This is a genomic window from Aliiruegeria lutimaris, from assembly GCF_900099935.1.
GTDB lineage: Bacteria > Pseudomonadota > Alphaproteobacteria > Rhodobacterales > Rhodobacteraceae > Tropicimonas > Tropicimonas lutimaris.
The window spans coordinates 50,295-73,591 of sequence record NZ_FNEK01000017.1 but is presented as its reverse complement, the minus strand read 5'-3'; the positions used below and the strand labels follow the sequence as shown (position 1 = coordinate 73,591).

The following is a 23,297-nucleotide window of genomic DNA, read 5'->3' as shown; positions in this document are numbered from 1 at the left end:
GCGGGATGGGCGATGGTTGCCCTGTTACTGGCCAGCTGCGGCGATGATCCGCCCCTGCCGGGCGAACGATTCGATGTCCGCACGCCGCTTGCGGCTTCGGCAGACGGCGAGAGCGCGGCGGCCGCGATCGAACCCTTGCCCGAAGGCTCGGTGGTTCAGAACGACGTCGCCTTCTCCGCCTCCGCACAGACCAACCACTCGGAATGGACCCATCGCGGCGGTTCGGCCACGCATCGCATTCAGCATCCTGCCCTGTCCTCCAATCTCACCAGGGCGTGGTCGGCGAGTATCGGTGCCGGCAACAGCCGCAAGGCGCGGATCACCGCGGACCCGATCGTCGCTGGAGGCCGTATCTTTACGCTCGATGCCCGCAGCCAGCTCAGCGCGTTTTCGACCGGCGGCGGCGAACAATGGAGCAGGAATCTGACCCCGGCCTCCGAGCGCAACAAGGACGGCTCGGGCGGCGGGCTCGCCTTTGGCGGCGGAAAGCTCTACGTGACGACCGGTTTCGGTGAATTGCAGGCGATCGACCCGGCCACCGGCAATACGATCTGGGTGCAGGGGTTCGAGGCACCGGTCGCCGGCGCACCGACGGTGCGGGACGGGATGATCTATGTCAGCAGCCGCGACAACCGTGCCTTCGCAGTGCGCGCGGATACCGGACGTCTCGCATGGCAGTTGCAGGCCAACCCGTCGGCCTCGGCCACGGTGAACGGCTCCGGCCCGGCAGTGGATGGCCGGATCGCGATCTTCCCCTTCGGCTCGGCTGAACTGCTAGGCGCGCAGGCGGGCGATGGAACGCGCGCCTGGGGGACCATGCTGGCCGGCCGCCGTCGTGGACGCGCCTATTCCCTGATCACCGATATCTCCTCCGATCCGGTCATCGTCGGCGGAACGGTCTATGTCGGCACGCCCTCCGGACGGATCGCCGCGCTTGACGCCAACAGCGGCGCCCGGATCTGGACAGCGAACGAAGGCGCCTTGAGCCCGGTCTGGGTCGATGGCGGCTCGGTCTTCGCGGTAACCGACCTGCTCCAGCTGGTACGGCTCAACGCTTCCAACGGTGAGCTCATCTGGGCCGTGGACCTGCCCGGCTTCAAGAAGAAGAAACCGCGCAAATACCGCGATGTTTATGCGAGCTTCGGTCCGGTCCTCGCCGGCGGGCGCCTGCTGGTGGCCTCCGATGATGGCTACCTGCGCAGCTTCGATCCCCGCAATGGCAACCTGCTTTCCACGGTGGAGATCCCGGCTGGGGCGGCAACCAACCCGGTCATCGTCAACCAGACGCTCTACCTTGTGAACACCAAGGCCCAGCTGCTCGCCTATCGTTGAGCAAGGGGGCGCACGCTCCGCGCGCGTCAGCGATCCTTCGGATCGTGCCTCCGGCGGAGGTATTTGAAGAAAGATGAAACTGGTTCGGCCCCTTCATCATCTTTCCGCAAATACCTTGGGCGGAGCGCTCGCGAGAGAGCGGGGGGCGACGCCCCCTTCTGTTCCCTCCAATGGCGCCATCTACGCCAGTGCTATTCCTTGAAAAGGCTTCAACCACCGGAAGAAACGGTCTAAAGGAGCGGGTCTGATCCGATTCTCCTGTCTGTGAGCGCATTATGAGCTTCACCCTGGCCCTCGTGGGCCGCCCAAACGTGGGCAAATCGACTCTGTTCAATCGTCTCGTCGGCAAACGTCTTGCCCTCGTGGACGATCAACCCGGCGTGACCCGTGACCTGCGCGAAGGCGAGGCCCGGCTTGGAGACCTGCGCTTTACCGTCATTGACACGGCCGGACTTGAGGAAGCGACAGACGAGTCCCTGCAGGGCCGTATGCGCCGATTGACCGAGCGGGCGGTGGAGATGGCGGATATATGCCTGTTCATGCTCGATGCCCGCCAGGGCGTTACCCCGGCCGACGAAGTCTTTGCCGAGATCCTGCGCAAGAAGTCGGCGCATGTGTTGCTGGCCGCGAACAAGTCCGAGAGCAATGCCAGCGATGCGGGCGTTCTGGAGGCCTATGCGCTCGGGCTTGGCGATCCGATCCGGATTTCGGCCGAGCATGGCGAGGGCATGGCCGATCTCCACGCCGTGCTAATGCCGCTGGCCGATGCCTTCGAGGCGCGTGCCCTCGAACAGGCGCCGGCGACCGATATAGAGCTGACCGAGGAAGAGGCCGCCGAGGGCGAAGGGCCGCTTTTCTCTCGGTCGAAGCCTTTGCAGGTGGCCGTGGTCGGGCGCCCGAATGCTGGAAAATCTACGCTGATCAACAGGATCCTCGGCGAGGACCGGCTGCTGACCGGCCCCGAGGCGGGCATCACGCGCGACGCGATTTCCCTTCCGGTTGAGTGGAAGGGCACGCCGATGCGTATCTTCGACACCGCCGGCATGCGCAAAAAAGCGAAGGTGCAGGAGAAGCTGGAGAAGCTTTCGGTCTCCGACGGGCTGCGCGCGGTGAAATTCGCCGAGGTGGTCGTCGTCCTGCTCGACGTGGAAATCCCCTTCGAGCAGCAGGACCTGCGCATCGCTGACCTGGCCGAGCGCGAGGGCAGGGCGGTCGTGGTGGCCGTGAACAAGTGGGATCTCGAAGACGAGAAGCAGGAAAAGCTGGCGGAGCTGAAGGAGGAATTCAACCGCCTGCTGCCGCAGCTCAAGGGGGCGCCGCTGATCACGGTATCCGCCAAGACGGGCCGCGGCCTGGACCGGCTGCATGACGCCATCGTGCGGGCGCATGAAGTGTGGAATCGCCGGGTGCCGACGGCGAGGCTCAACCAATGGCTTACGGGCATGCTCGAAGCCCATCCGCCCCCCGCACCGGGCGGCCGCAGGATCAAGCTGCGCTACATGACGCAAGTGAAGACGCGCCCGCCGGGGTTCGTGGTGATGGCTTCTTTCCCCGAAAAACTGCCGGAAAGCTATAAACGCTATCTGGTCAACGGGCTGCGGGAAGATTTCGACATGCCGGGTACGCCGATCCGCCTGACCTTCCGAAGCCAGTCCGATAAGAACCCCTACAAGGACAAGAAAAAGTCCACGCCGTCGCGACTGCGCAAGCATACCGGCAAGGGGCGCGCGGACGAGCGCTAAGAAAAAACTTTCAGACGTCGGCTCTTCGAGAGATGAGCTTCCCGCTGCAAGGGGCTGAAAGAAAACATGAAAATACGCTCGAAAAACATTATCGACCAGGCGTGATGATCCTCTTGAAACTGGCGTGTTTCGCCATCATTTCTCCGACTGGAGGTAATTGAACCTTCTTTTTCCCCGCGGGATCGCGGGGCTTCATGGAGAAAACCAAAAAAATGCGGAAAAGCGCTTTCGTCGTTGCTCTGCTTGCTCTTGCCCTTCCGGCGATGGCTCAAACCATGGTCGACGATGCCGACGGTGACGGTGTCTACTCGCTTGCGGAAATGCAGGCTGCCTATCCGGATCTCAGCGAAGAGCTTTTTGCCGAACTCGATGCCGATGCCGATGGCATGATCAGCGCCGAGGAACTGGCCGCTGCCAAACAAGACGGCATGATCGCCGAGTAATTACCGCTCGGAAGGATCGGAAACGAGCCCCCGGAGATCGCTCTCCGGGGGCGATTTTGTTCTTAGACGAGCGTGCCCTCGGCCGTGATGCGGCGCTTGCCACCGAGCCAGGGATGCAGCGCTTCCGGCAGATCGACAGATCCGTCTTCCCGTTGACCGTTCTCCAGAACCGCGATCAGGCAGCGCCCGACGGCAAGGCCGGAGCCGTTCAGCGTATGGACGAATTCCGGCTTTCCGCCGCCCTCGGGGCGGAAGCGGGCATTCATCCGGCGTGCCTGGAAATCGCCGCAGACCGATACGGACGAGATCTCGCGATACATGTTCTGCCCCGGCAACCAGGCCTCGATGTCATGCGTCTTGCGCGCACCAAAGCCCATATCGCCGGTGCACAGCACGATCGTGCGATAGGGAATGCCGAGCTTCTCCAAGATCACCTCGGCACATCGCGTCATCCGCTCATGCTCTTCCATGCTCTTGTCGGGATGGGTCACCGAGACCATCTCGACCTTCTCGAACTGGTGCTGTCGCAGCATCCCGGCCGTATCGCGGCCCGCGCTGCCAGCCTCCGAGCGGAAGCAGAGCGAATGCGCCGTGAAACGACGGGGCAGGTAGCCCTCCTCGACGATCACGTCATTGACGATATTGGTCAGCGTCACCTCGGAGGTCGGGATCAACCACCAGCCTTCGCGCAGCAGGTAGCTGTCGTCGCCGAACTTGGGCAACTGCCCGGTGCCGTACATCATCTCTTCGCGCACCATGACAGGGCCGTTGACCTCGGTCAGCCCATGCTCGGTCGTGTGCGTGTCCAGCATGAACTGTGCCAGAGCGCGATGAACCCGCGCCACGGCACCCGACATCAGCACGAAGCGCGAACCGGCCAGCTTCGCCGCCGTCTCGAAATCCATGCCGTCCTGAACCGCCGCCAGCTCGTAATGCTCCTTCGGCTCGAAATCGAAGACACGCGGCTCCCCCCAACGGCGGATTTCCACGTTGTCATTTTCATCGGCCCCGTCCGGCACATCCTCATGCGGCATGTTGGGCAGCGTAGCGAGCAACTCGGTCAGCCGGGCATCTTCTGCCTTGGCCTCTTCCTCCAGCCGCGCAATCTCGGCCTTCTTCTCACCCACCAGCGCCCGCAGCCGCTCGAATTCGGCCTCGTCGCCCTTTGCCTTGGCCGCGCCAACCTGCTTGGAGGCGGCGTTCCGTTCGGCCTGTGCAGCCTCGGCGGCAGTGATCTTCTCACGCCGTCCGGCATCGATCCCCAGGATATCGGAGGAAGACACCGACACCCCAAGCCGCGCCATGGCGGCGTCGAACGCGTCAGGGTTTTCGCGAATGAAGCGAATGTCGTGCATCGGGTCTCTCCTTGAAGCACCGGGTTGAACTCACGTGCCGCCTCATGCCGCAAAGAGGCTCGGGAGAAAAGAGCAAAGGCGCCCGAGCCGCCCGCCTTTCTGACTTCCTCTTTCCGAAAATATCCTCGGGGGGAGCGCGCTTTCAGCGCGCGTGGGGGGCAGACAGCCCCCCAACCGACATCTCTGCCCGATCTGCCCTCAGCCCCGGCGCCGACGCCGTCCGCGACCAGACCCGGCCGCGGCGGCCGCCTGCGACGCCTCGGTGAAACTCGCGCCTTCCTTGACCGCGTCAAGCACCTTGGCCAGTCCGATCCACGCCCCGCCATTGGGATCGTGATTCATCAGCAGGTTGGCGGCACGAATGGCCTCCATCTCGACGGAGCGAACCGGGTTCATGATCGCAGAAGTCATGCCTGCGCCGATCGCCATCGGCAGGAAGGCCGCGTTCACGCCATGCCGGTTCGGCAGGCCAAAGGAAATGTTGGAAGCGCCACAGGTCGTGTTCACGCCCAGCTCGTCGCGCAGCCGGCGGACGAGCGTGAAGACCTGCTGCCCGGCCGTCGCCATCGCGCCCACCGGCATCACCAGCGGGTCGACCACGATGTCATGCGCCGGAATGCCGAAATCGGCCGCCCGTTCGACGATCTTCTTGGCCACCGCGAAACGCACATCCGGATCCTCGGAAATGCCCGTGTCGTCATTGGAGATCGCCACAACCGGCACGTTGTACTTCTTCACCAGCGGCAGGATCGCCTCGAGCCGCTCTTCTTCACCCGTCACCGAGTTCAGCAGCGGCCGCCCTTCCGCCATTTCCAGCCCGTTTTGGAGCGCGCCGGGCACCGAGCTGTCGATACACAGCGGCACGTCCACGATCGCCTGGATGCGCGTGATGAGCTCCTTCATCAACATCGGCTCGACGAAGTTATTGTCCGCGTAGCGCGGATCCTCGGCCATCTTGTTGGTGAACACCGCGCCGGAATTCACATCGAGAACCATCGCCCCGCATGCGACCTGCTCCAGCGCATCCTTCTCCACGGTGGAAAAATCGCCCGCTTCCAACTCGGCCGCCAGCTTCTTGCGGCCTGTCGGGTTGATCCGTTCGCCGATCACGCAGAACGGCTCGTCGAAGCCGATGGTGACAGTCTTCGTCTTGCTCTCGATTACGGTCCGCGTCATGCAGCCAGTCCCTTCAATTGATCAATATGGTGTTTCAGCGCCGGATCGGCGTAGTCCTCGACCGAAGCTGTCGCGCCCGCTTCGCGCAATGCGGCGTCGGACAGCATGCTTCGAATTCCGATTGTCTTGAGGCCGGCTCCCACGGCTGAACGAATGCCTGTCGGGCTGTCCTCGAAAGCAAGAGAGACGGCGGCATCGGCGTTCAGCCGCCGCAGACCTTCCAGGTAGGGCTCCGGGTCCGGCTTGCCGCGCACGCATTCATCTCCGATCACCAGCGTGTCGAAGCGGTCGGCAATGCCGAGCGCGGCCAGCACCGCCTCGCCGTTGTCGCGCGGCGCATTCGTCACCACGCCTTTGGCCCAGCCCATCTCGTCGGCAAGGTCCAGCAATTCCACCGTACCCGGCATATTCGGATGGCCCGTGCCCAGCAACTTGCGATACTCTGCTTCCTTGTGATCGGACCACCATTTCGCATCCTCGCCGGGACAAAGGTCAGAAAAGATGTCGAAATTCAGCCGGCCGTGCAGCTTGTCCCGGTAATAGGCGAAATCGATCTTTACCCCACGGGGTTCAAAAAGTTCGGCAAATACCTGGGCGTGCAGCGAGTCGGAATCGATCAAGGTTCCGTCCAGGTCGAACAGCAATGCTGTGGTCATGAAGTCTCTCAGCCTGTTGCGGCGGCCGCGTGTCCCGCTGGTCCGCCATGTTCGGCCGTCCAGCCGGCCGTGGCCTTGATACCGCCAAGCGGGAAGAAGTGCACCTGCGCGATGTTGAATTCCGGGCTTGCAGCCTTGTGGACGGCCAGCTCGGTCAGAATCTCGTTCGGCTCGAAGGGCATGACCAGCTTGGTCACGTCCTTTGCCCGTCGCTGCAACACGCGCACGCTGGCGCCCACGCCGCAGGAGACAGCAAACTTGATCATTGTCTGAAGCTTTGCCGGCCCCGCGATGCCGATATGGATCGGCAGGTCGATCCCGGCTTCCCTCAGCCCGTTGGCCCAGGCAATGACCGGCTTGGATTCGAAGGCGAATTGGGTGGCAATCGCCATCCGGGCATCGGTATTGCGGGAGAAGGCCTGCTTCCAGTGCAGCGCGTCCATGACCCGCTTCGTGCTGCCGAGCGGGTCGATGTCACGGTTGCCCTCCGGGTGACCGGCCACGTGCAGGTGGGTGAAGCCCGCCTCGTCGAACAGCCCGGTTTCCAGCAGCGCCATGGAAGAGTCGAAATCACCCTTGGGCGCATCCACTCCGCCAGCCAGAACCAGGGCCTGCTTCACGTCTGCCTCGCCCTGGTAGCGCGCAATCCAGTCGGCAAGGGTCGCCTTGTCCTTGATGATCCGGGCCGGGAAATGCGGCATGACCGGAAAACCCTCGGCCGCCAGCCGTTTGGCGGTTGCCACCATGTCCTCGAAGGGCGTGCCATCGATATGGGCAATATAGACCCGCGTCCCCGCCGGCAGCAGCTCCCGGAAACTCTCGATCTTGGCCGCCGTGCGCGGCATCACCTCGATGGAGAACCCTTGCAGGAAAACCTCCAGAGCGGCTTTGCTGTCAGGCGTGGCGGAGCGCTTGCGAAACGGTAGCAGAGCCATGGCGGCCTCCCATATCTGTGCCGGCCTCAATTCCATCCGGCGTTGTCGATCAGTTTCTTGATGCGGGCCTGGTCATATTCCGCGTCGAGACGTGCGGCCTCGGCGGCGGCGATCTCCGCCGGATCACCTTCCACCGTGTAAGGCTCGGCCTTGCGCCACTCCGCAAGATAGGCGTCGGTATCCTTGGCGTCGGTTGCCATGGCACATCGGTCGATTGCCTGTTCGAACCGCTCCGGAAGCGGCGCCTTCGAGCCACGCCGGCCCTTGCCGACGATGACCTGTGCCGGGATGTCGCGCCAAAAGACAATCGTGACGTCGGGCATGAAACCAGTTTCCTCGCAACTGTTACTTCCCCTTTACGCTGCAGGCCGCGTACGAAAGGGGCGAATATCGACATGGGAGGGCGCGGCTGCGACCTCTGGACCTGCTGGCGCACAAGGTAACGGTTGTCGGGCGCAATGATCCAGTGCGCGGAACCGTCGAAATTTTCATGTTCAATATGAGGGGCGTGAATCTGTTCCCTTGCGCGGCCCGGGTGTCGAGGCTACGGTGAAATCAACTTGAAATGGAGGGCGTAAGATGGCGCCCAAGCGTCCCGCAGGCGCGGGCGCGTTCCCGAAACCGGTTGTAACCACCGCGCCCAATACGCTCGATCCGGTAGCCACATACGCGGCTCTGGATCTGGGCACAAACTCGTGCCGCATGCTCGTGGCACAGCCGAAAGGGTCCCAGTTCCACGTCGTGGACTCTTTCTCCAAATCGGTGCAGCTCGGCGCCGGGCTAGAAGCGAGCGGGCGGCTTTCTCGTTCGTCCATGGCCCGCACGGTCCAGGCGCTGAAGATCTGCAAATCCAAATTCCAGAAACACCGCGTCCAGCGCATGAAGCTCGTGGCCACCGAGGCGTGCCGGCGGGCGCGCAATGCGCGTGATTTCATCCGCTTCGTGCGCCGGGAGACGGGGCTGCGGCTCGATATCATCGAACCTGAGGAAGAGGCCCGTCTCGCGGTGGTGTCCTGTGCGCCGCTGGTCTCCGTTCGAACGGAGCAGCTTCTGGTGGTCGATATCGGTGGCGGCTCGACCGAGCTGGTCTGGATCGACCTGAGCCGGGTACCGGCGGCAGAGCGTCCGCGCTCGATCATGCGGCTGCACAAGGGGTTCGATTATAGCGAGGATTTGTTCCCGCGCGCCCGCGTCGTCGACTGGATCTCGGTGCCGCTCGGCGTGGCGACGCTCAAGGACCAGTTCTCGGATGTCGAGGACGATTCTGGCCGCTTCGCGCTGATGAGCTGGTATTTCGAGGAACAACTGGCGGAATTCTCACCTTATGCGCATGAACAGGCGCGGGAAGGGTTCCAGATCATCGGCACCTCTGGAACGGTCACGACCGTGGCCGCGAGCCATCTCGGGCTCAGGCGCTATGACCGGACCAAGGTGGACGGCTTGCGCATGAGTTCCGACCAGATCGACGCGGTTATCCGTGGCTACCTTGAACTGGGGGAGGCCGGGCGACGGGCCGATCCGCGGATTGGCAAGGACCGTCAGTCTTTGATCATGTCCGGCTCGGCAATCCTGCAGGCACTGATGCGCGTCTGGCCGACGGACAGGCTGTCTGTGGCCGACCGTGGCCTGCGCGAGGGGCTGCTCTACGCGCAGATGTCCTCGGACGGGGTGCTTGAAGACGGGCCTTTCTGAAGCCGCCCTTGGCGGCTGCCTTCGGCGAGGATATTTGTCGTCAGAAGAAGAGGGGGCTTGCAACCTTCCTCTTTCCGAAAATATCCCCGCCGGAGGCATGAAATCTGGTGCCGAAGACGCAAGAGGCGAGGCATGGCAAAAAAGACAAGCGGGCGCGGCCAACGTGATCTGCGCGTGAAGGTGAAGACGGCCCGCGGCCGAAAGCTCAGTTCCACCCTTTGGCTGGAGCGGCAATTGAACGATCCCTACGTGGTGCAGGCCAGGCGTGAGGGGTATCGCGGGCGTGCGGCCTTCAAGATCCTGGAACTGGACGACAAGTTTCGCTTCCTTGTGCCCGGGGCGCGGGTGGTGGATCTCGGCTGTGCGCCGGGCGGCTGGTGCCAGGTCGCGGTCAAGCGCGTCAATGCGCTTGGCGAGAAATCTGGCAAGGCGATTGGCACCGTGCTTGGGGTCGACCTGCAGGAAGTGGAAGCGATTGCCGGGGCCGAATTGCACGTGCTCGATTTTCTTGAAGAAGGTGCGGATGACAAGGTGAAGGCATGGCTTGGCGGGCAGGCGGATGTTGTCATGTCCGACATGGCCGCGTCCTCCTCGGGCCACAAGCAGACGGACCATATACGGATCATGGCGCTGTGCGAGGCGGCGGCCGACCTGGCATTCGATGTTCTTGCGCCCGGGGGGACCTTCGTTGCCAAGGTTCTGGCAGGAGGGGCGGAGGGCGATCTCCAGAAGCTTCTGAAGCAACGTTTCACCAAGGTGGTGAATGTGAAACCACCCGCAAGCCGGGCGGATTCATCGGAGAAATTCGTGGTTGCCACTGGCTTTCGCGGCGAGACGGAGGAAGATGCCTGAGGCGTTTCGGGAAAGACACTGGATCGCCTTTGAGGGTCAGTCGGCTTTGCCACCACGTAAAAAAATATAACGCGCACGCAAATCCTGATCTTGTGTGAGTCCGTTCAGCGGCAAACCAGGTAGAGGGCGATCCACATTGCCGCTGGGCCTCCTGGTCCTGCTTCGGCAAAGAGCATGCTGGCCAGCGCCAGCCCGAGCATGCTGGCCCCGACAAGAAGGGCTTGATCCAGAAGTGGGAGCGCGCAGATCCTCGACCGAACCTGTTTGGGGGCATGACCGACGACGAGGCCGGTGAGCATGCGCAGCCAAACATGGCGCAACAGCAGGATTAGCTGGAAGAACGGAGAGCAAAAAAGGGTACGCATGTCTGCGACTCGGAGCTGTATCGGGGGCATTTCAGCCGACCGTGCGGCCGTTCCCGTTTCGTTCAGGTTAATGCGTGCGATGCTGTGCGCGTTGGCGGCCTCGCGCAGGCGTTTTCGTCGCGGAAAAGCACGAAATCGCACGATAAACAGGAAACGCGCTTCGCTCTCTGCCTCCTTGCTGTGCGCACGGCGACCGCTTGCCCAGATGGCCTATCGCGTTTGCGTCTTTCGAACTGCGACGATTTCGTTCGGCCTTTGGAACCCTTCGTCAACGCGGATATCTTCCGTTGTTCCCTGTGCGGAAATGGCTATGAAAGAAGTAAGGGTCTGAAAACGGCCTCATTTGTACATGCAGGGAAATTGTTTCGATGCTGCTGAAAAAACATCGCTTTATGACCGGATTCCTGACCGCTTTCATGCTGACCGGTGCCGCCTGGGCGCAGTCGGAAGAGACTGCCGTCAAAGTTGCAGTTTCCGCGGTCTACACCGAGGACCTGATCGACGAGGCGAAGTTCATCGGTCTTGGTCAGGCCATGGACAAAGTTGATATCGTGGCCCGGGTCAGCGGGTATCTGAAGGATGTGATGGTGGCCGACGGCGCGCCGGTAGAGCAGGGCGAAGCCCTGTTCCAGATCGAGCCGGACGGCTACGAGGCGACCTTGCAAGCCCGGCAGGCCGATCTGGCGCGTGCGCAGGCCAATCTCGAGCTGGCGGGCATCGAGCTTGCGCGCAAGAGCGAACTGGTCCGGCGCAACGCCTCACCGCAGAGCGAGGAAGATGTCGCGCGGGCCAACGAGAAGGTCGCGGAAGCAGCGGTCCAGGCCGCCGAGGCCGCAATCCGCTCGGCCGAACTTGACCTGAGCTACACCAGCATCAGCGCGCCCTTCGCAGGCCGTATCGGCGTGGTCAGCACCTCCGTGGGCGACCTGGTCGGGCCGACAACGCAGCCGCTGGTGACGCTGGTGCGCGAGCGGCCGATGCAGGTTTCCTTTTCCCTGACCGAAAAGCAGCTTCTGGACGTGCTGGAACAGATTCAGGCCGAGGTGCACGAACTGAAGGACTCGAACAAGACGCCGGATGTCTTCGTGACCCTTCCCAACGGCACGTGGCTGGAGGAGCCGGGCAAGATCGTGCTCGTTGACAACCGGATCGACCCGGCCACGGGCACCATCGCGCTCCGGGCCGAGTTCCCGAACGAGCGCGGCCTGATTGTCGATGGCTCCTTTGTCGATGTCTCGATCCAGGCGCTGAAGCCGGAAACAAAGATCCTCGTGCCGCAGGCCGCGCTGCAGCGCGACCAGCGCGGCGATTTCGTGCTGATCGTGACCCCGGACCAGCGGGTCGAACAGCGCTACGTGACGCTCGGACGCCAGGTCGGTACCGCGATGGTTGTCCAGGACGGCGCCCGCGAAGGCGAAATGGTGATCGTCGAGGGGCTGCAGCGGGTCCGCGCCGGCGCAAAGGTCGAGGCGGTCACAGCGGGCGTGCCGTCGGAACAAACCTCCGGGCAATCGGGAAACTGAGCCGATGATCTCCACGGTATTCATTCGCCGTCCGAAGACGGCCATCGTGATTTCGACTGTCCTGACCATCATGGGCCTGATCGCCTATGCGGTGCTGCCGGTCGAACAGTTTCCCAATATCACGCCCCCCGTGGTGCGCGTGTCGGCAACCTATACCGGCGCGACGGCCGAGACGGTCGAAAACACCGTGGCCGCGCCCATCGAGGCGCAGGTGAACGGGGTGGACGACATGCTCTACATGTCGTCGGACAGCTCGGCCACCGGCTCCTACTCTCTGGCGGTTACCTTCGAGGTCGGGACCAACCCGGATATCGCCTCGGTCAACGTGCAGAACCGGGTGGCGCAGGCCACCGCCCAGCTTCCCACAGAGGTGACCGCGCGCGGTGTCGTGACCCGGAAAAGCTCCACCAACATGCTGCTGGTGGCGACGCTCGTGTCGCCCAATGGCACTTATGACGAAGTGTTCCTGTCCAACTATGCCTCGATCAACATCAAGGACGCGCTGTCGCGGATCCAGGGTGTCGGTGAGGCCAATGTTCTGACCGATTTCGCCTATGCGATGCGGATGTGGATGGACCCGAACCGGATGGCCAGCCTCGGCGTGACGCCGGGCGACCTGATCAGCGCGATCCGCGAGCAGAACCTGGAGGTCTCGGCCGGCCAGATCGGCTCACCGCCGGTGCCGGAAGGGCAGCAATTCCAATACACGATCACCTCCAAGGGCCGTCTGGCATCGGTCGAGGAGTTCGAGAATATCGTCGTGCGCACCGGCGCTTCGGGCGCCATCGTCCGGGTGAAGGATGTCGCGCGGGTCGAGCTGGGCGCCAACTATTACAACGCCTCGGGGCGCTATAGCGGCCAGCCGGCGACCGTGCTGGCCGTTTACCAGGCGCCGGGAGAGAACGCGCTGGCGGTCTCGCAAAAGGTGCTGAGCGAGCTGGAGCGGCTGAGCCGCGTATTCCCCGACGATGTTGAATACGAAGTGCCCTACAACTCGACCGATTTCGTCGAGGCTTCGCTCAACGACGTGGTCTCGACCCTGATCCTGACCTTCGCACTGGTGATGTCGGTCGTGTTCATCTTCCTCGGAAGCTGGCGGGCGACGATTATCCCCATGGTGGCGATCCCGGTCTCGCTGATCGGCACATTCGCCTTCCTGCTTGCCTTCGACATGTCGCTCAACACCGTGTCGCTCTTCGCGCTGGTGCTTGCTATCGGTATCGTGGTGGATGACGCCATCGTCGTGGTCGAGAACGTGGAGCGCCTGATCGCGGAGGAGGGGCTGCCGGCCGCCGAGGCCACCGCCAAGGCCATGGGCCAGATCACCGGCCCGGTCATCGCGACGACGCTGGTGCTGCTGGCGGTCTTCGTGCCGGTGACGTTCATGCCGGGCATCACCGGACAACTCTATTCGCAATTCGCGGTCACCATCTCGACCGCCGTGGTCATCTCCTCGATCAACGCGCTGACCCTTTCGCCCGCGCTTTGCGCCATCGTGCTCAAGCCGCGCAGGGGCGAGGCCAAGGGCCTGCTGGCGGTGTTCGAGCGGTCGATCAGTGGGGTGCGCAACGGTTATACCGCAGTCGTCAAGCGCTTCGTGCGCGTGGCGCTGCTCAGCATCGTCGCCATTGTGGCAGTGGTCATGGTCATGGGTTCGATCTTTGCGACCACGCCCAAGGGCTTCATCCCGATCGAGGATAACGGTTCGCTCTTCGTCGATGTGCAATTGCCCGATGCGGCTTCGCTGGAACGCACGCAGGGGGTGACCGAGCGTATCGACGGCCTGATCCGGGAGATCCCCGGTGTTTCGGGAACCGTGCTGGTGAACGGTTTCAGTCTGCTCAACGGCTCGGGTTCCAATGGCGCGATGATCATCGTCAACCTCGAACCCTGGGAGGAGCGCCAGACGCCCGAACTGAGGGCGGACGGAATCCTTGCCCAGATATACGGAATCTCGAACCAGGAGATCGCGGCCTCGGTCCTCGCCTTCAACCCGCCGCCGATCTCGGGTCTTGGAATCTCGTCCGGCGTGGAAATGAAGGTGCAACAGACCGGCGGCGGCTCGGCACAGGACCTCTCCGCCGCGCTCGGCGGCATGGTCTATGCCGCCAACCAGCGCCCCGAACTGGCACAGGCCTACACGACCTTCCGGGCCAATGTTCCGCAGGTCTTCGTCGATCTAGACCGGGAGAAGGCCAAGACGCTGGATGTGACGGTGTCCGAGGTCTTCCAGACCTTGCAGGCCTATCTCGGCTCCTATTACGTGAACGACTTCAACCTGTTCGGACGGGTCTACCGGGTGATGATCCAGGCCGATGGCGATTACCGCCGTCAGGTCGAGGATATTTCGGACCTTCATGTGCGCTCGACGACGGGCGCCATGGTGCCGCTTGGCACGCTGGTCGATGTCGAGAACGTACTCGGTCCGGTGCTGCTCAACCGCTACAACATGTTCCGCTCCGCCACGATCACCGCCGTGCCGGCTGCCGGCCTGTCGACGGGCGATGCGATCACCGTGCTGGAAGAGGTCGCCGCCGAGAGCCTGCCGCCGGGCTATGCCTATGAATGGACCGGAACCGCGCAGCAGCAGCTCGACTCGGCTGGCATGGTGCAGGTGATCCTGATGATGGCGATCCTGTTCGGCTATCTCTTCCTCGTGGCGCAATACGAGAGCTGGACCATGCCGGTGGCGATCCTGCTCTCGGTCACGGTGGCGCTGTTCGGGGCGGTGCTGGCCGTGGTCGTGGCGGGCACCGACATCAACCTCTACACCCAGATCGGGATGATCATGTTGGTGGGGCTCGGGGCGAAGAACGCGATCCTGATCGTCGAATTTGCCATGGAGCGAAGGGCCGCGGGGCTTTCGGTGCGCGAGGCCGCGGTCGAGGCCGCGCATCAGCGTTTCCGGGCGGTGATGATGACGGCGCTCAGCTTCCTGCTCGGCGTGGTGCCTCTGCTGACGGCTTCCGGCGCGGGGGCTGCCAGCCAAAAGGCCATTGGCACCGCCGTGTTCGGCGGCATGCTGGCGGCCACGGTGCTCGGCGTGATCCTGGTGCCGGTGCTTTACGTCGTGCTGCAAAACACCCGCGAGACGGTGAAGCGCCTGTTGGGCGGCAAGCCCAAACCCGAAACGGAACCAATTGCGGTCGAGTCCGCGCCGGACTGAGCGCGGGCTTCGCCCAAAACTAACAGCTTGGAGCATTGCATGAGTTCGGAGCTATCCGGCAAGATCTGCGTCGTGACCGGGGCAGGGCGGGGGATCGGCGCAGCCATCGCCCGCGCTTTTGCCGATGCTGGCGCGCAGGTCTTGGTGACCGACAAGGATGAAAACGCAGCCGAGCAGGTCGCCCTTGAGATCGGTGGGAGTTCCCGACGTCTGGATGTCTCCAGCGAGGCCGATTGGGACGCGCTGAAAGCCGCCTGGCCCCGCATCGATGTGCTGGTGAACAATGCCGGTGTTACCGGGTTTGAGGAAAACGCCGCGCCGCAGGATCCGGAACATGCCAGCCTCGAGGATTGGCGTGCGGTGCACAGGGTCAACCTGGACGGCACGTTTCTGGGCTGCCGCTACGCGATTGCCGCGATGCGGGAGGCCGGAGCGGGCTCGATCATAAATATCTCTTCGCGTTCGGGCATGGTCGGCATTCCCGGCGCCGCGGCCTATGCCTCCTCCAAGGCGGCTATTCGCAATCACACCAAGACGGTGGCCCTCTATTGCGCGGAGCAGGGGCTCGCCATTCGCTGCAACTCGATCCATCCGGCCGCGATTTTGACGCCAATGTGGGAGCCGATGCTGGGCGATGGCCCGGACCGGGAAAGCCGCATGGCCGCGCTCGTGGCCGACACGCCCCTGCGGCGGTTCGGAACGGTGGAAGAGGTGGCGGCGCTTGCGCTGATGCTGGCCGGCGACAGCGCGGCCTATATGACGGGTGCCGAGTTCAATATTGATGGCGGCCTTCTGGCCGGGTCCGCGGCAACGCCGTCACGCGACGAATAGCAACGCGATCTACAGACTGCTGCAGAGGGCATCAGGGGGCTTTGCCCCCCGCGCTCTTGCGAGCGCTCCCCCCAGGATATTTTGGGAAAGATGATAGAAGCGGTAATCGTTTAATCTTTCTTCAAATACCTCCGCCGGAGGCACGATCCGCAGGATTGTCCGCACGTGCAACGTGGCCATTCAAGGCCTAGTTCTCGGCCTGGCGAATCGGGTCTGCCAGCAGGCGCAACCCGTTGAGAACGACGAGAACAGTGCCGCCCTCGTGGCCGACGACGGCCACGGGCAGGGGGAGGTGGAAAAACAGCCCAGCCGTGACCAGGGTAATCATGGCGCCGGTCGCGAAGATGAGGTTCTGGCGGATGATGCGAGCGGCGCGCTGCGCCAACTTGTGCGCAGCCGCCAGGCGCCGCAGGTCGTCCGACAGCAGGGCGACATCCGCGGCCTGCAGGGCAACCTCGGAGCCCGCAACTCCCATCGCGATTCCGACATCGGCGCGGGCAAGGGCGGCGGCATCGTTCACGCCATCGCCGACAAAGGCTACGCGAGTCTTCTCCGTCAATCCGGCGACGATCTCCACCTTGTCCTCGGGCCGCAGGTCGGCGTGGATGGCATCAGGCGAGAAACCGAGTTCGGCGCCGACGCGGTCGGCCACGGCGCGGCGGTCCCCGGTCACCATGGCGAGGTGGCCGACACCGCGCGCGCGCAGCGCATCCAGCCCGGGGCGGGTGGTGGCGCGCGGCTCGTCCGCGACCATTGCCACACCGTCGATGCGCGCACCGCGCCCCATCAGGATCAGTGTCATCGGTGTGTCGTGCAGCGCGGCGAGAAAGGCCGGGCAGTCCATCGGTGCGCTGTGCCTGGCCATGCGGTTGGCGAGGCGCTCGTTGCCGGCCCAGACGACGCCTTGGTGATCGAGGCCGACGATGCCCTCGCCGGGTACCGCGCGGGCTTCGCGGATTTCGAAGGGGGCGACCTGCCGCTCGCTGGCGGCGCGACGAACCGCGTCGGCGACTGGGTGTTCGGAATGGGCCTCCAGCCCGGCGAGGCGAGCGAGGAACTCGGTTTCGTCGCCGGTGCAATGGATGCCGCTCAGCTCCTGCCGGCCAGTGGTCAGGGTGCCGGTCTTGTCGAAGGCGAAGGTGGAGACCGAGGCGAGGGTTTCAAGCGCGACGCCGCCCTTGAAGAGCACGCCGCCACGGGCCGAGGCCGAGAGCGCGGAGAGGATCGCGGCGGGAACCGAGATGACGATGGCGCAGGGGCTGGCCGCCACCAGCAGCGTTGCGGCGCGATAGAGCGCGTCGTTCCAGTCGTTGCCGATCAGCAGGAAGACCAGAAAGGCGAGCGCCGAGCCTGCAAGCACCGCGATCGTGTAACGCTGGCCGAACCAGTCGGAGAACTGCTCGGAGGGCGCGCGGGCAGCCTGTGCCTCGGTGACGAGGGCGATCATGCGCGCCACGGTGCTTTCCGCAAGCGGCCTGTCCACTCGCACGGCAAGAACGCCGTTCAGGTTCACCGTGGCCTCGAATACCTGCGTGCCGGGGGCTTTCAGGACGGGCACCGATTCCCCGGTGATGCTGGATTCATCGATCTCGCCTTCGCCCTCGAGGACCGCGCCATCGACCGGCACGCGCGCGCCAGGGCGCAGGATGACCACGTCGCCGGGAACGAGCGCCTCCAGCGGAACCTCCTCGGTGCCGGCGTCGGTCCGGCGCAGGGCGGTGTCGGGCCGCAGCTCCATCAGGGACTCGATGGCGCGGCGGGCGCGGCCCATGGCGCGTTCCTCCAGCGTGGTCGAGAGGCTGAAGAGCGCAAGCAGCACGGCACCCTCGAAGGCGGCCCCCACGGCCGCCGCGGCCAGCGCGGCGACGACCATCAGCAGGTCGATATCCAGCTCGTGCTCGCGCCAGAGCGCCTCCAGCGCCCGCATCCCGGCTGGCACGCCGCCGGCGGCATAGACGAGAAGGAGCGCGAGGGTTTCGGCGACCGGCCCCCATGCGAGGCCGGAGGGCAAGAGAAAATGCGTGATGGCGGCCAGAAGCATGCCCGCAAGCGTCAGGCCCGTCAGGATCAGCGGTCTGTCTTCATCGTCGATCCCGAACATGCTGGCCGCCTTGATTTGTCATGGAAATGCAGCGGTCCTACCCTGATCGCCATGCGCCCTCCATCGGACATATTGTCGGGTCCGCGTCCGGAAGGCGCGTGCCGTTACTCAGGGGTGCTCAGGCCACCCTCGCGCCGAAGCGCTCAGCCCGCTTCGGCCTCCGTCACATTGGCCTTCACGGCAACGAAACTGTCCGGTGTCACCGAGATCGAGCCGATCCCGGCGGCCACGAGCAGGCGGGCGAAACCCGGATCGTTGCTCGGCGCCTGTCCGCAAAGTCCGATCTTGGCACCGGCCGCGTTGGCCTTGGCAATGACCGTCTCGATCATCCACAGCACCGCCGGGTCGCGTTCGCGGAACAGGTAGGCCAGCCCCGCGCTGTCGCGGTCGATGCCGAGCGTGAGCTGCGTCAGGTCGTTGGAGCCGATGGAGAAGCCGTCGAAGCGCTTGGCGAATTCCTCGGCCACGATCACGTTGGAGGGGATCTCGCACATGACATAGACCTCGAGCCCGTTCTCGCCTCGCACCAGCCCGTGTTCCGCCATCACCGCGAGCACCTTGTCGGCCTCCTCGGGCGAGCGGCAGAAGGGGATCATGACGAGCACGTTGTCGAAGCCCATTTCCTCGCGCAGCCGCTTGAGGGCAAGGCATTCCAGCGCGAAGCCGTCCTTGTAATCCTCCGAGTAGTAGCGCGAGGCACCGCGGAAGCCGATCATCGGGTTTTCCTCGCCCGGCTCGAACTGCGCCCCGCCCAGAAGGGCGGCGTATTCATTGGTCTTGAAATCGCTCATCCGCACGATGCAGGGGTGCGGATACCAGGGCGCCGCGATGCAGGAGAGCCCCATGGCCAGCCGTTCGACAAAGAAATCCTTGCGGTCTTCATAGCCGAGGGTCAGCGCGTCGATGGCCGCCTTGTCCTCGTCGGATTTCAGCTGGTCGTAGCGTGTCAGCGCTAGCGGGTGGACCTTGATCTCGTTGCTGATCACGAATTCCATCCGTGCCAGCCCGACACCATCGGCAGGCAGCCGCCACCAGCGCATGGCCGCGCCCGGGTTGGCGAGGTTCAGCATCACCTTGGTGCGGGTCTCGGCCATCTCACCGAGCTGGGTTTCCTGCACCTCGATCTCTGCCTTGCCGGCATAGACCATCCCACGGTCGCCCTCGGCGCAGTTCACTGTCACCATCTGGCCGTCATGCAGCACATGGGTCGCCTCGCCGGTGCCGACGATGGCCGGCAGGCCAAGCTCGCGGCTGACGATGGCGGCGTGGCTGGTGCGCCCGCCATGATCGGTGATGATCGCGGAGGCGCGTTTCATGATCGGCACCCAGTCCGGGTCCGTGATCGAGGTGACGAGGATCGCCCCGTCCACGAAGCGCCCGATATCGGCGGCGCTTTCGATCAGGCAGACCTCGCCCGCGGCAACCGACAGCCCGACGCTCAGCCCTTCGAGGAGCTTCTCGCCGGCATTCTTCATGCTGTAGGACCTGAGCACCTCGCCACCGACGCGGGACTGGACCGTCTCCGGCCGTGCCTGAACGATGTAGAGCTTGCCGGTCTCGCCGTCGCGGGCCCATTCCATGTCCATCGGCTGGCCGTAATGGTCTTCGATCGTGCAGGCCATCCGGGAAAGTTCGAGGATCTCTTCATCCGAGAGCACGAACTGTGCCTGTTCCTTGCGCGAGCAGGCCACGTTGCGCGTCTTGGCGCCGGTGGCCCCGCCATAGATCATCTTGATCTCCTTGGCCCCGAGCGCCTTGTGCATGATCGGCGTAATGCCGGGGCGGCCCAGGAAGGGCTTGTAGACCTGGTACTCGTCCGGATCGACCGCGCCCTGGACCACGTTTTCGCCCAAGCCCCAGGCGGCGTTGATCAGAACCACCTTGTCAAAGCCGGATTCGGTGTCGAGGCTGAACATCACGCCCGATCCGCCCTTGTCCGCGCGCACCATGAGTTGCACGCCGATGGAGAGCGCCACCGCGAGATGATCGAACCCCTTGATCGTGCGATAGGAAATCGCCCGGTCGGTGAAGAGCGAGGCAAAGCAATACCGGCAGGCGCGCAGCAGTTCCTCTTCACCACGCACGTTCAGGAAGGTCTCCTGCTGGCCGGCGAAGGAGGCGTCCGGCAGGTCCTCTGCCGTCGCGCTTGAACGTACCGCCACGGCCGGGTTGGAAATCCCCACCCGGTCGCCCAGACCACGATAGGCAGAGAGGATATCGGCTTCGATCTCCTCTGGCCAACGCCCGGCGCGGATTTCCGCCCGGATCAGTTTCCCGGCCTCCTGCAAGGTGATGCGCTCGCGGGCGAGATCGTCAAGGCTATCCGCAATGAATGCCTGCAGGTTGTTATGACCGATGTAGCGCCGATAGGCGTCCGAAGTGGTCGCAAAGCCCGGCGGAACGGCAATCCCCTTGTCGCCAAGCAGGCGCACCATTTCCCCGAGCGAGGCATTCTTGCCGCCCACCTGCGGGACGTCCTCGCGTCCGAGTTCTTCAAACCAGACCAGATTTTTTGTTGTATCGTACATGGAAAATCCTCCCAAAGATCGACACACTTATCCCGCTTGGAGCTTATCCCTTCTGCGCCCGCGGCGCGTTGATCGGGGTCATGGAATGTCCGGTTTCGGCAAGAAAATTCCGGAGTTTTAGGTGGCCTCGCGGAGTGCCGACACGAGACGCCGCGCCGTTTCCCGAACCGTGGTAGAGAGGCCCTTGCCGGGCGTGAAATCCGCCCCTTCGATCCCGATCACCTCCAGCCTTGCGGGAAGCCGTCCCAGCCGCCGGGCAATCTCTACCACCTCTGCGAGGCCGAATTCGTGCGTGGAGTTGTGAAAGAGCGGGCGGGGCAGGGGTGTGGCCATGGCATCGAAGCGGGTGAGCGTGCCCGGCGGCGCGCCGCTGCGGGTCGCGTCGATCAGCACCAACGCTGCTTCGGTGTCGAAGAGGTCGATCAACCCGGCGCCATCGGCTTGCCAGATCCGCGCCCGAAGGCCGGTCTGGTTCAGGCGCTGCGCGACCCACGGCCCGACGCCGTCATCGCGCCGCAGCGGGTTGCCGATCCCGACATGCAGGCGCCCCTCAGCCACGTTCGACCGAGAGCTTGAGGAAATGCGTCGCGCAGGAAATGCAGGGGTCGTAATTGCGGATCACCTGTTCGCAGCGCCATTGAAGCGCGGCGTCGTCGAGAGCGAGCGAGGAACGGATCACCCGTTCGAGGTCGGCCTCGATCTGCGGCTGATTCTGCGAGGTGGGCGGCACGATGGTGGCCGTCACGATCCGCCCGGCATCGTCGATCTCGTAGCGGTGATGACAGATACCGCGCGGCGCTTCCGAGCAGCCCTGTCCAACGCCCGCGCGCGGGCTCAGCGGCATCGACGGCGGATCGGGCGGCACATAGGCGCGCGCCAGTCGCAGCGCTTCCTCGCAGGCATATTGCACCTCGACCATCCGCACGAGGATCGACTTGAACGGGTTGCGCTCCACCTCTGCCAACCCGCACTCGCCAGCGGTCTGTTTGGCGGTTTCGGAGAGCCGTGCCCGGTTCAGCGCGTAGCGCGCAAGCGGGCCGACGATATAGGCCGATCCGTCCCGCATCCGGCCATGCAAGGCCATGGAGCGGGCCACTTGTTCCTCCATGAAATGCGCGTGGAAGGCATCGACAGGGATATCGAGCTCGGTGCTGGTGGCGATCCGGCCGGTTTCGATCGGGTAATGCTCCGGGTGCACCAGCGCCACAAAGATGTAGTCGCCCGCGTCCTCGGGGAAATCGAAGCGGGCAAAGCGCAGCGCCATCTCGCGCGCGGCGGCGATGCCCCATTCCAGCTCGGGCAGGAGCGCGGCGATCTCGGCGCTGTCGGGCGCCTTGAAGAAGCCGCCGACCCGGGTGTTGATCGGGTGGACGGCCCGCCCGCCGATCGCCTCCATCAGGTCATTGCCGAGCTTTTTCAGCCGCAGTGCCGTGGTCACCAGCTCCGGCTCGAGCTCGGAAATGGCGATCACATCGTGCAGCCCAAGGAAATCGGGGGCGTGCAGCATGGCGGCGTGGAGCACATGGCTCTGGATCCACTCGCCGCAATAGATCAGCCGGCGCAGCGCGGCGATTTCGGGCGTTATCTCAACCCCGTAGGCCTGCTCGACCGCCTGGCTGGCCGAGGTAATATAGGCAACCGGGCAGATGCCACAGATGCGGCTGGTGATGTCGGGGGCCTCCGTTGCGTCGCGCCCCTGAAGCAGCCCTTCGAAAAAACGCGGCGGTTCGAAGATCCGGAATTCGACGATTTCCACCTCCCCGCCCCGGATGCGGACATTGAGCGCGCCTTCGCCCTCGACCCGGGCAAGGGCATTTACCGTGATCTTTCGTTCAGTCATGCCGCGCCGCCTCCTCGACGAATGCCGCCGCGCCGGAGTTGAAATTCCGATAGAGCGCGGCAATCGCCGTCGTGTCCAGCCCGAGCTTGCGCATCTGCTCCGAGAGCGCCGCGCAATTCGCCCCGTCCACCGGGCCGAAACAGCCATAGCAGCCCCGCCCGACGCGGGGGCACAGATTACCGCAGCCCGCCCGCGTGACTGGTCCGAGGCAGGGGGTGCCATGGGCCACCATCACGCAGACCGTGCCCGCGCGCTTGCACTCGGCGCATTGCGAAACATCGGGCAGATCGGGTTTGCGTCCGGCCAGCGCGGCGGCGACGAATTCCAGCAACTGGTGGCGCGAGACCGGGCAGCCACGCAGTTCGGCGTCTACCGTGACATGCTCGGAAATCGGTGTCGATGTTTCCAGAACCTTGATGAGATCCGGGGCCGGGTAGACCGCTTGCACCAGATCCCCGAGCGCGCGGCTGTTGCGCAGCGCCTGTATCCCGCCGGCTGTCGCGCAGGCGCCGATCGTGACGAGCAGCCTGGAGGCCGCGCGAATGGCCTCGATGCGCTCGGCATCCGCCGCGGTGGTGATCGAGCCCTCTACGAAGGAAATGTCGTATGGCCCGCCTTCGACCCGGCTGCTGGCCTCCAGGAAATGCGCGATATGCACCGCGCCAACGAGGTCCAGTAATTCCTCCTCGCAATCGAGCAGGCTCAGTTGGCAGCCATCGCAGGAGGCGAATTTCCAGACGGCGATGCGCGGGGTGTCCAT

19 protein-coding genes are annotated in these 23,297 nt (G+C 64.2%); 8 read left to right on the top strand and 11 right to left on the bottom strand.

What is annotated here, in order from left to right:
- Positions 1–12 precede the first annotated feature (12 nt).
- From BLR85_RS10095 to BLR85_RS10085, 3 genes are all read left to right on the top strand, one after another.
- Positions 13–1,332 (top strand): PQQ-like beta-propeller repeat protein, encoded by a 1,320-nt coding sequence (locus BLR85_RS10095; protein WP_093154944.1) that lies wholly within the window; start codon positions 13–15, stop codon positions 1,330–1,332.
- A gap of 275 nt (positions 1,333–1,607) precedes the next feature.
- Entirely contained in the window at positions 1,608–3,074 is a 1,467-nt protein-coding gene (der, locus tag BLR85_RS10090) for a ribosome biogenesis GTPase Der (protein ID WP_093154941.1), read from the top strand.
- 212 nt (positions 3,075–3,286) lie between these two features.
- The gene (locus tag BLR85_RS10085; RefSeq protein ID WP_093154938.1) at positions 3,287–3,517 is read left to right on the top strand and encodes an EF-hand domain-containing protein; all 231 of its coding nucleotides are present in this window, start codon (positions 3,287–3,289) and stop codon (positions 3,515–3,517) included.
- A gap of 62 nt (positions 3,518–3,579) precedes the next feature.
- Here BLR85_RS10085 and serS read toward each other — a convergent pair whose 3' ends face one another.
- The 5 genes from serS to BLR85_RS10060 form a co-directional block, all read right to left on the bottom strand.
- Entirely contained in the window at positions 3,580–4,872 is a 1,293-nt protein-coding gene (serS, locus tag BLR85_RS10080; protein WP_093154935.1) for a serine--tRNA ligase, read from the bottom strand.
- 198 nt (positions 4,873–5,070) lie between these two features.
- Positions 5,071–6,048 carry a methyltetrahydrofolate cobalamin methyltransferase gene (locus BLR85_RS10075; RefSeq protein WP_093154932.1) on the bottom strand — a complete coding sequence of 326 codons (978 nt, stop codon included), beginning with the start codon at positions 6,046–6,048 and terminating at the stop codon, positions 5,071–5,073.
- Entirely contained in the window at positions 6,045–6,704 is a 660-nt protein-coding gene (locus BLR85_RS10070; protein ID WP_093154930.1) for an HAD family hydrolase, read from the bottom strand. Before BLR85_RS10070 ends, BLR85_RS10075 begins: the two co-directional genes overlap by 4 nt.
- 8 nt (positions 6,705–6,712) lie before the next feature.
- Complete coding sequence (locus BLR85_RS10065; RefSeq protein WP_093154927.1) at positions 6,713–7,639, bottom strand: methylenetetrahydrofolate reductase; 927 nt, start codon at positions 7,637–7,639, stop codon at positions 6,713–6,715.
- A 26-nt stretch (positions 7,640–7,665) separates the two neighbouring features.
- On the bottom strand, positions 7,666–7,962 hold the full coding sequence (locus BLR85_RS10060) for a virulence factor (RefSeq protein ID WP_093154924.1): 297 nt from the start codon (positions 7,960–7,962) through the stop codon (positions 7,666–7,668).
- Between the two features lie 256 nt (positions 7,963–8,218).
- Between BLR85_RS10060 and BLR85_RS10055 the strand changes: the two genes are divergently transcribed.
- Both BLR85_RS10055 and BLR85_RS10050 read left to right on the top strand, forming a co-directional pair.
- Positions 8,219–9,331, top strand: coding sequence for a Ppx/GppA phosphatase family protein (locus BLR85_RS10055; RefSeq protein WP_093154921.1), 1,113 nt, complete (start codon positions 8,219–8,221; stop codon positions 9,329–9,331).
- Between the two features lie 132 nt (positions 9,332–9,463).
- The gene (locus tag BLR85_RS10050) at positions 9,464–10,183 is read left to right on the top strand and encodes an RlmE family RNA methyltransferase (protein WP_093154917.1); all 720 of its coding nucleotides are present in this window, start codon (positions 9,464–9,466) and stop codon (positions 10,181–10,183) included.
- A gap of 104 nt (positions 10,184–10,287) precedes the next feature.
- Here the strand turns inward: BLR85_RS10050 and BLR85_RS10045 are convergent, their stop codons facing one another.
- Entirely contained in the window at positions 10,288–10,548 is a 261-nt protein-coding gene (locus BLR85_RS10045; protein WP_139188349.1) for a hypothetical protein, read from the bottom strand.
- A 368-nt stretch (positions 10,549–10,916) separates the two neighbouring features.
- Between BLR85_RS10045 and BLR85_RS10040 the strand changes: the two genes are divergently transcribed.
- The 3 genes from BLR85_RS10040 to BLR85_RS10030 are packed head-to-tail and all read left to right on the top strand — an operon-like array spanning position 10,917 to position 16,068.
- Positions 10,917–12,071 (top strand): efflux RND transporter periplasmic adaptor subunit, encoded by a 1,155-nt coding sequence (locus BLR85_RS10040; RefSeq protein ID WP_093154911.1) that lies wholly within the window; start codon positions 10,917–10,919, stop codon positions 12,069–12,071.
- A gap of 4 nt (positions 12,072–12,075) precedes the next feature.
- Positions 12,076–15,237, top strand: coding sequence for an efflux RND transporter permease subunit (locus tag BLR85_RS10035; protein ID WP_093154908.1), 3,162 nt, complete (start codon positions 12,076–12,078; stop codon positions 15,235–15,237).
- A 39-nt stretch (positions 15,238–15,276) separates the two neighbouring features.
- Positions 15,277–16,068: an SDR family oxidoreductase gene (locus BLR85_RS10030; protein WP_093154905.1), complete on the top strand. Its 792-nt coding sequence runs from the start codon at positions 15,277–15,279 to the stop codon at positions 16,066–16,068.
- A gap of 187 nt (positions 16,069–16,255) precedes the next feature.
- Here the strand turns inward: BLR85_RS10030 and BLR85_RS10025 are convergent, their stop codons facing one another.
- The 5 genes from BLR85_RS10025 to BLR85_RS10005 form a co-directional block, all read right to left on the bottom strand.
- Positions 16,256–18,169, bottom strand: a complete 1,914-nt coding sequence (locus tag BLR85_RS10025) for a heavy metal translocating P-type ATPase (protein WP_093154901.1) — start codon at positions 18,167–18,169, stop codon at positions 16,256–16,258.
- 143 nt (positions 18,170–18,312) lie between these two features.
- Positions 18,313–20,697 carry a phosphoenolpyruvate synthase gene (gene ppsA, locus BLR85_RS10020; protein WP_093154894.1) on the bottom strand — a complete coding sequence of 795 codons (2,385 nt, stop codon included), beginning with the start codon at positions 20,695–20,697 and terminating at the stop codon, positions 18,313–18,315.
- A 117-nt stretch (positions 20,698–20,814) separates the two neighbouring features.
- Entirely contained in the window at positions 20,815–21,255 is a 441-nt protein-coding gene (locus BLR85_RS10015; protein WP_170844521.1) for a hydrogenase maturation protease, read from the bottom strand.
- Entirely contained in the window at positions 21,248–22,537 is a 1,290-nt protein-coding gene (locus BLR85_RS10010; protein ID WP_093154888.1) for a Ni/Fe hydrogenase subunit alpha, read from the bottom strand. The genes BLR85_RS10015 and BLR85_RS10010 overlap by 8 nt, the downstream gene beginning before the upstream one ends.
- Positions 22,530–23,297, bottom strand: a complete 768-nt coding sequence (locus BLR85_RS10005; protein ID WP_093154885.1) for an NADH-quinone oxidoreductase subunit B family protein — start codon at positions 23,295–23,297, stop codon at positions 22,530–22,532. The genes BLR85_RS10010 and BLR85_RS10005 overlap by 8 nt, the downstream gene beginning before the upstream one ends.

Bases quoted from the DNA above. Each gene is read 5' to 3' on its own strand.
- BLR85_RS10040 (WP_093154911.1), top strand. From the start codon at position 10,917: ATGCTGCTGAAAAAACATCGCTTTATGACCGGATTCCTGACCGCTTTC.
- BLR85_RS10025 (WP_093154901.1), bottom strand. From the start codon at position 18,169: ATGTTCGGGATCGACGATGAAGACAGACCGCTGATCCTGACGGGCCTG.
- BLR85_RS10030 (WP_093154905.1), top strand. From the start codon at position 15,277: ATGAGTTCGGAGCTATCCGGCAAGATCTGCGTCGTGACCGGGGCAGGG.
- BLR85_RS10075 (WP_093154932.1), bottom strand. From the start codon at position 6,048: ATGACGCGGACCGTAATCGAGAGCAAGACGAAGACTGTCACCATCGGC.
- BLR85_RS10055 (WP_093154921.1), top strand. From the start codon at position 8,219: ATGGCGCCCAAGCGTCCCGCAGGCGCGGGCGCGTTCCCGAAACCGGTT.
- BLR85_RS10085 (WP_093154938.1), top strand. From the start codon at position 3,287: ATGCGGAAAAGCGCTTTCGTCGTTGCTCTGCTTGCTCTTGCCCTTCCG.
- serS (WP_093154935.1), bottom strand. From the start codon at position 4,872: ATGCACGACATTCGCTTCATTCGCGAAAACCCTGACGCGTTCGACGCC.
- BLR85_RS10095 (WP_093154944.1), top strand. From the start codon at position 13: ATGGTTGCCCTGTTACTGGCCAGCTGCGGCGATGATCCGCCCCTGCCG.
- BLR85_RS10005 (WP_093154885.1), bottom strand. From the start codon at position 23,297: ATGGACACCCCGCGCATCGCCGTCTGGAAATTCGCCTCCTGCGATGGC.
- der (WP_093154941.1), top strand. From the start codon at position 1,608: ATGAGCTTCACCCTGGCCCTCGTGGGCCGCCCAAACGTGGGCAAATCG.
- BLR85_RS10045 (WP_139188349.1), bottom strand. From the start codon at position 10,548: ATGCGTACCCTTTTTTGCTCTCCGTTCTTCCAGCTAATCCTGCTGTTG.
- BLR85_RS10050 (WP_093154917.1), top strand. From the start codon at position 9,464: ATGGCAAAAAAGACAAGCGGGCGCGGCCAACGTGATCTGCGCGTGAAG.
- BLR85_RS10010 (WP_093154888.1), bottom strand. From the start codon at position 22,537: ATGACTGAACGAAAGATCACGGTAAATGCCCTTGCCCGGGTCGAGGGC.
- BLR85_RS10065 (WP_093154927.1), bottom strand. From the start codon at position 7,639: ATGGCTCTGCTACCGTTTCGCAAGCGCTCCGCCACGCCTGACAGCAAA.
- BLR85_RS10070 (WP_093154930.1), bottom strand. From the start codon at position 6,704: ATGACCACAGCATTGCTGTTCGACCTGGACGGAACCTTGATCGATTCC.
- BLR85_RS10035 (WP_093154908.1), top strand. From the start codon at position 12,076: ATGATCTCCACGGTATTCATTCGCCGTCCGAAGACGGCCATCGTGATT.
- BLR85_RS10060 (WP_093154924.1), bottom strand. From the start codon at position 7,962: ATGCCCGACGTCACGATTGTCTTTTGGCGCGACATCCCGGCACAGGTC.
- ppsA (WP_093154894.1), bottom strand. From the start codon at position 20,697: ATGTACGATACAACAAAAAATCTGGTCTGGTTTGAAGAACTCGGACGC.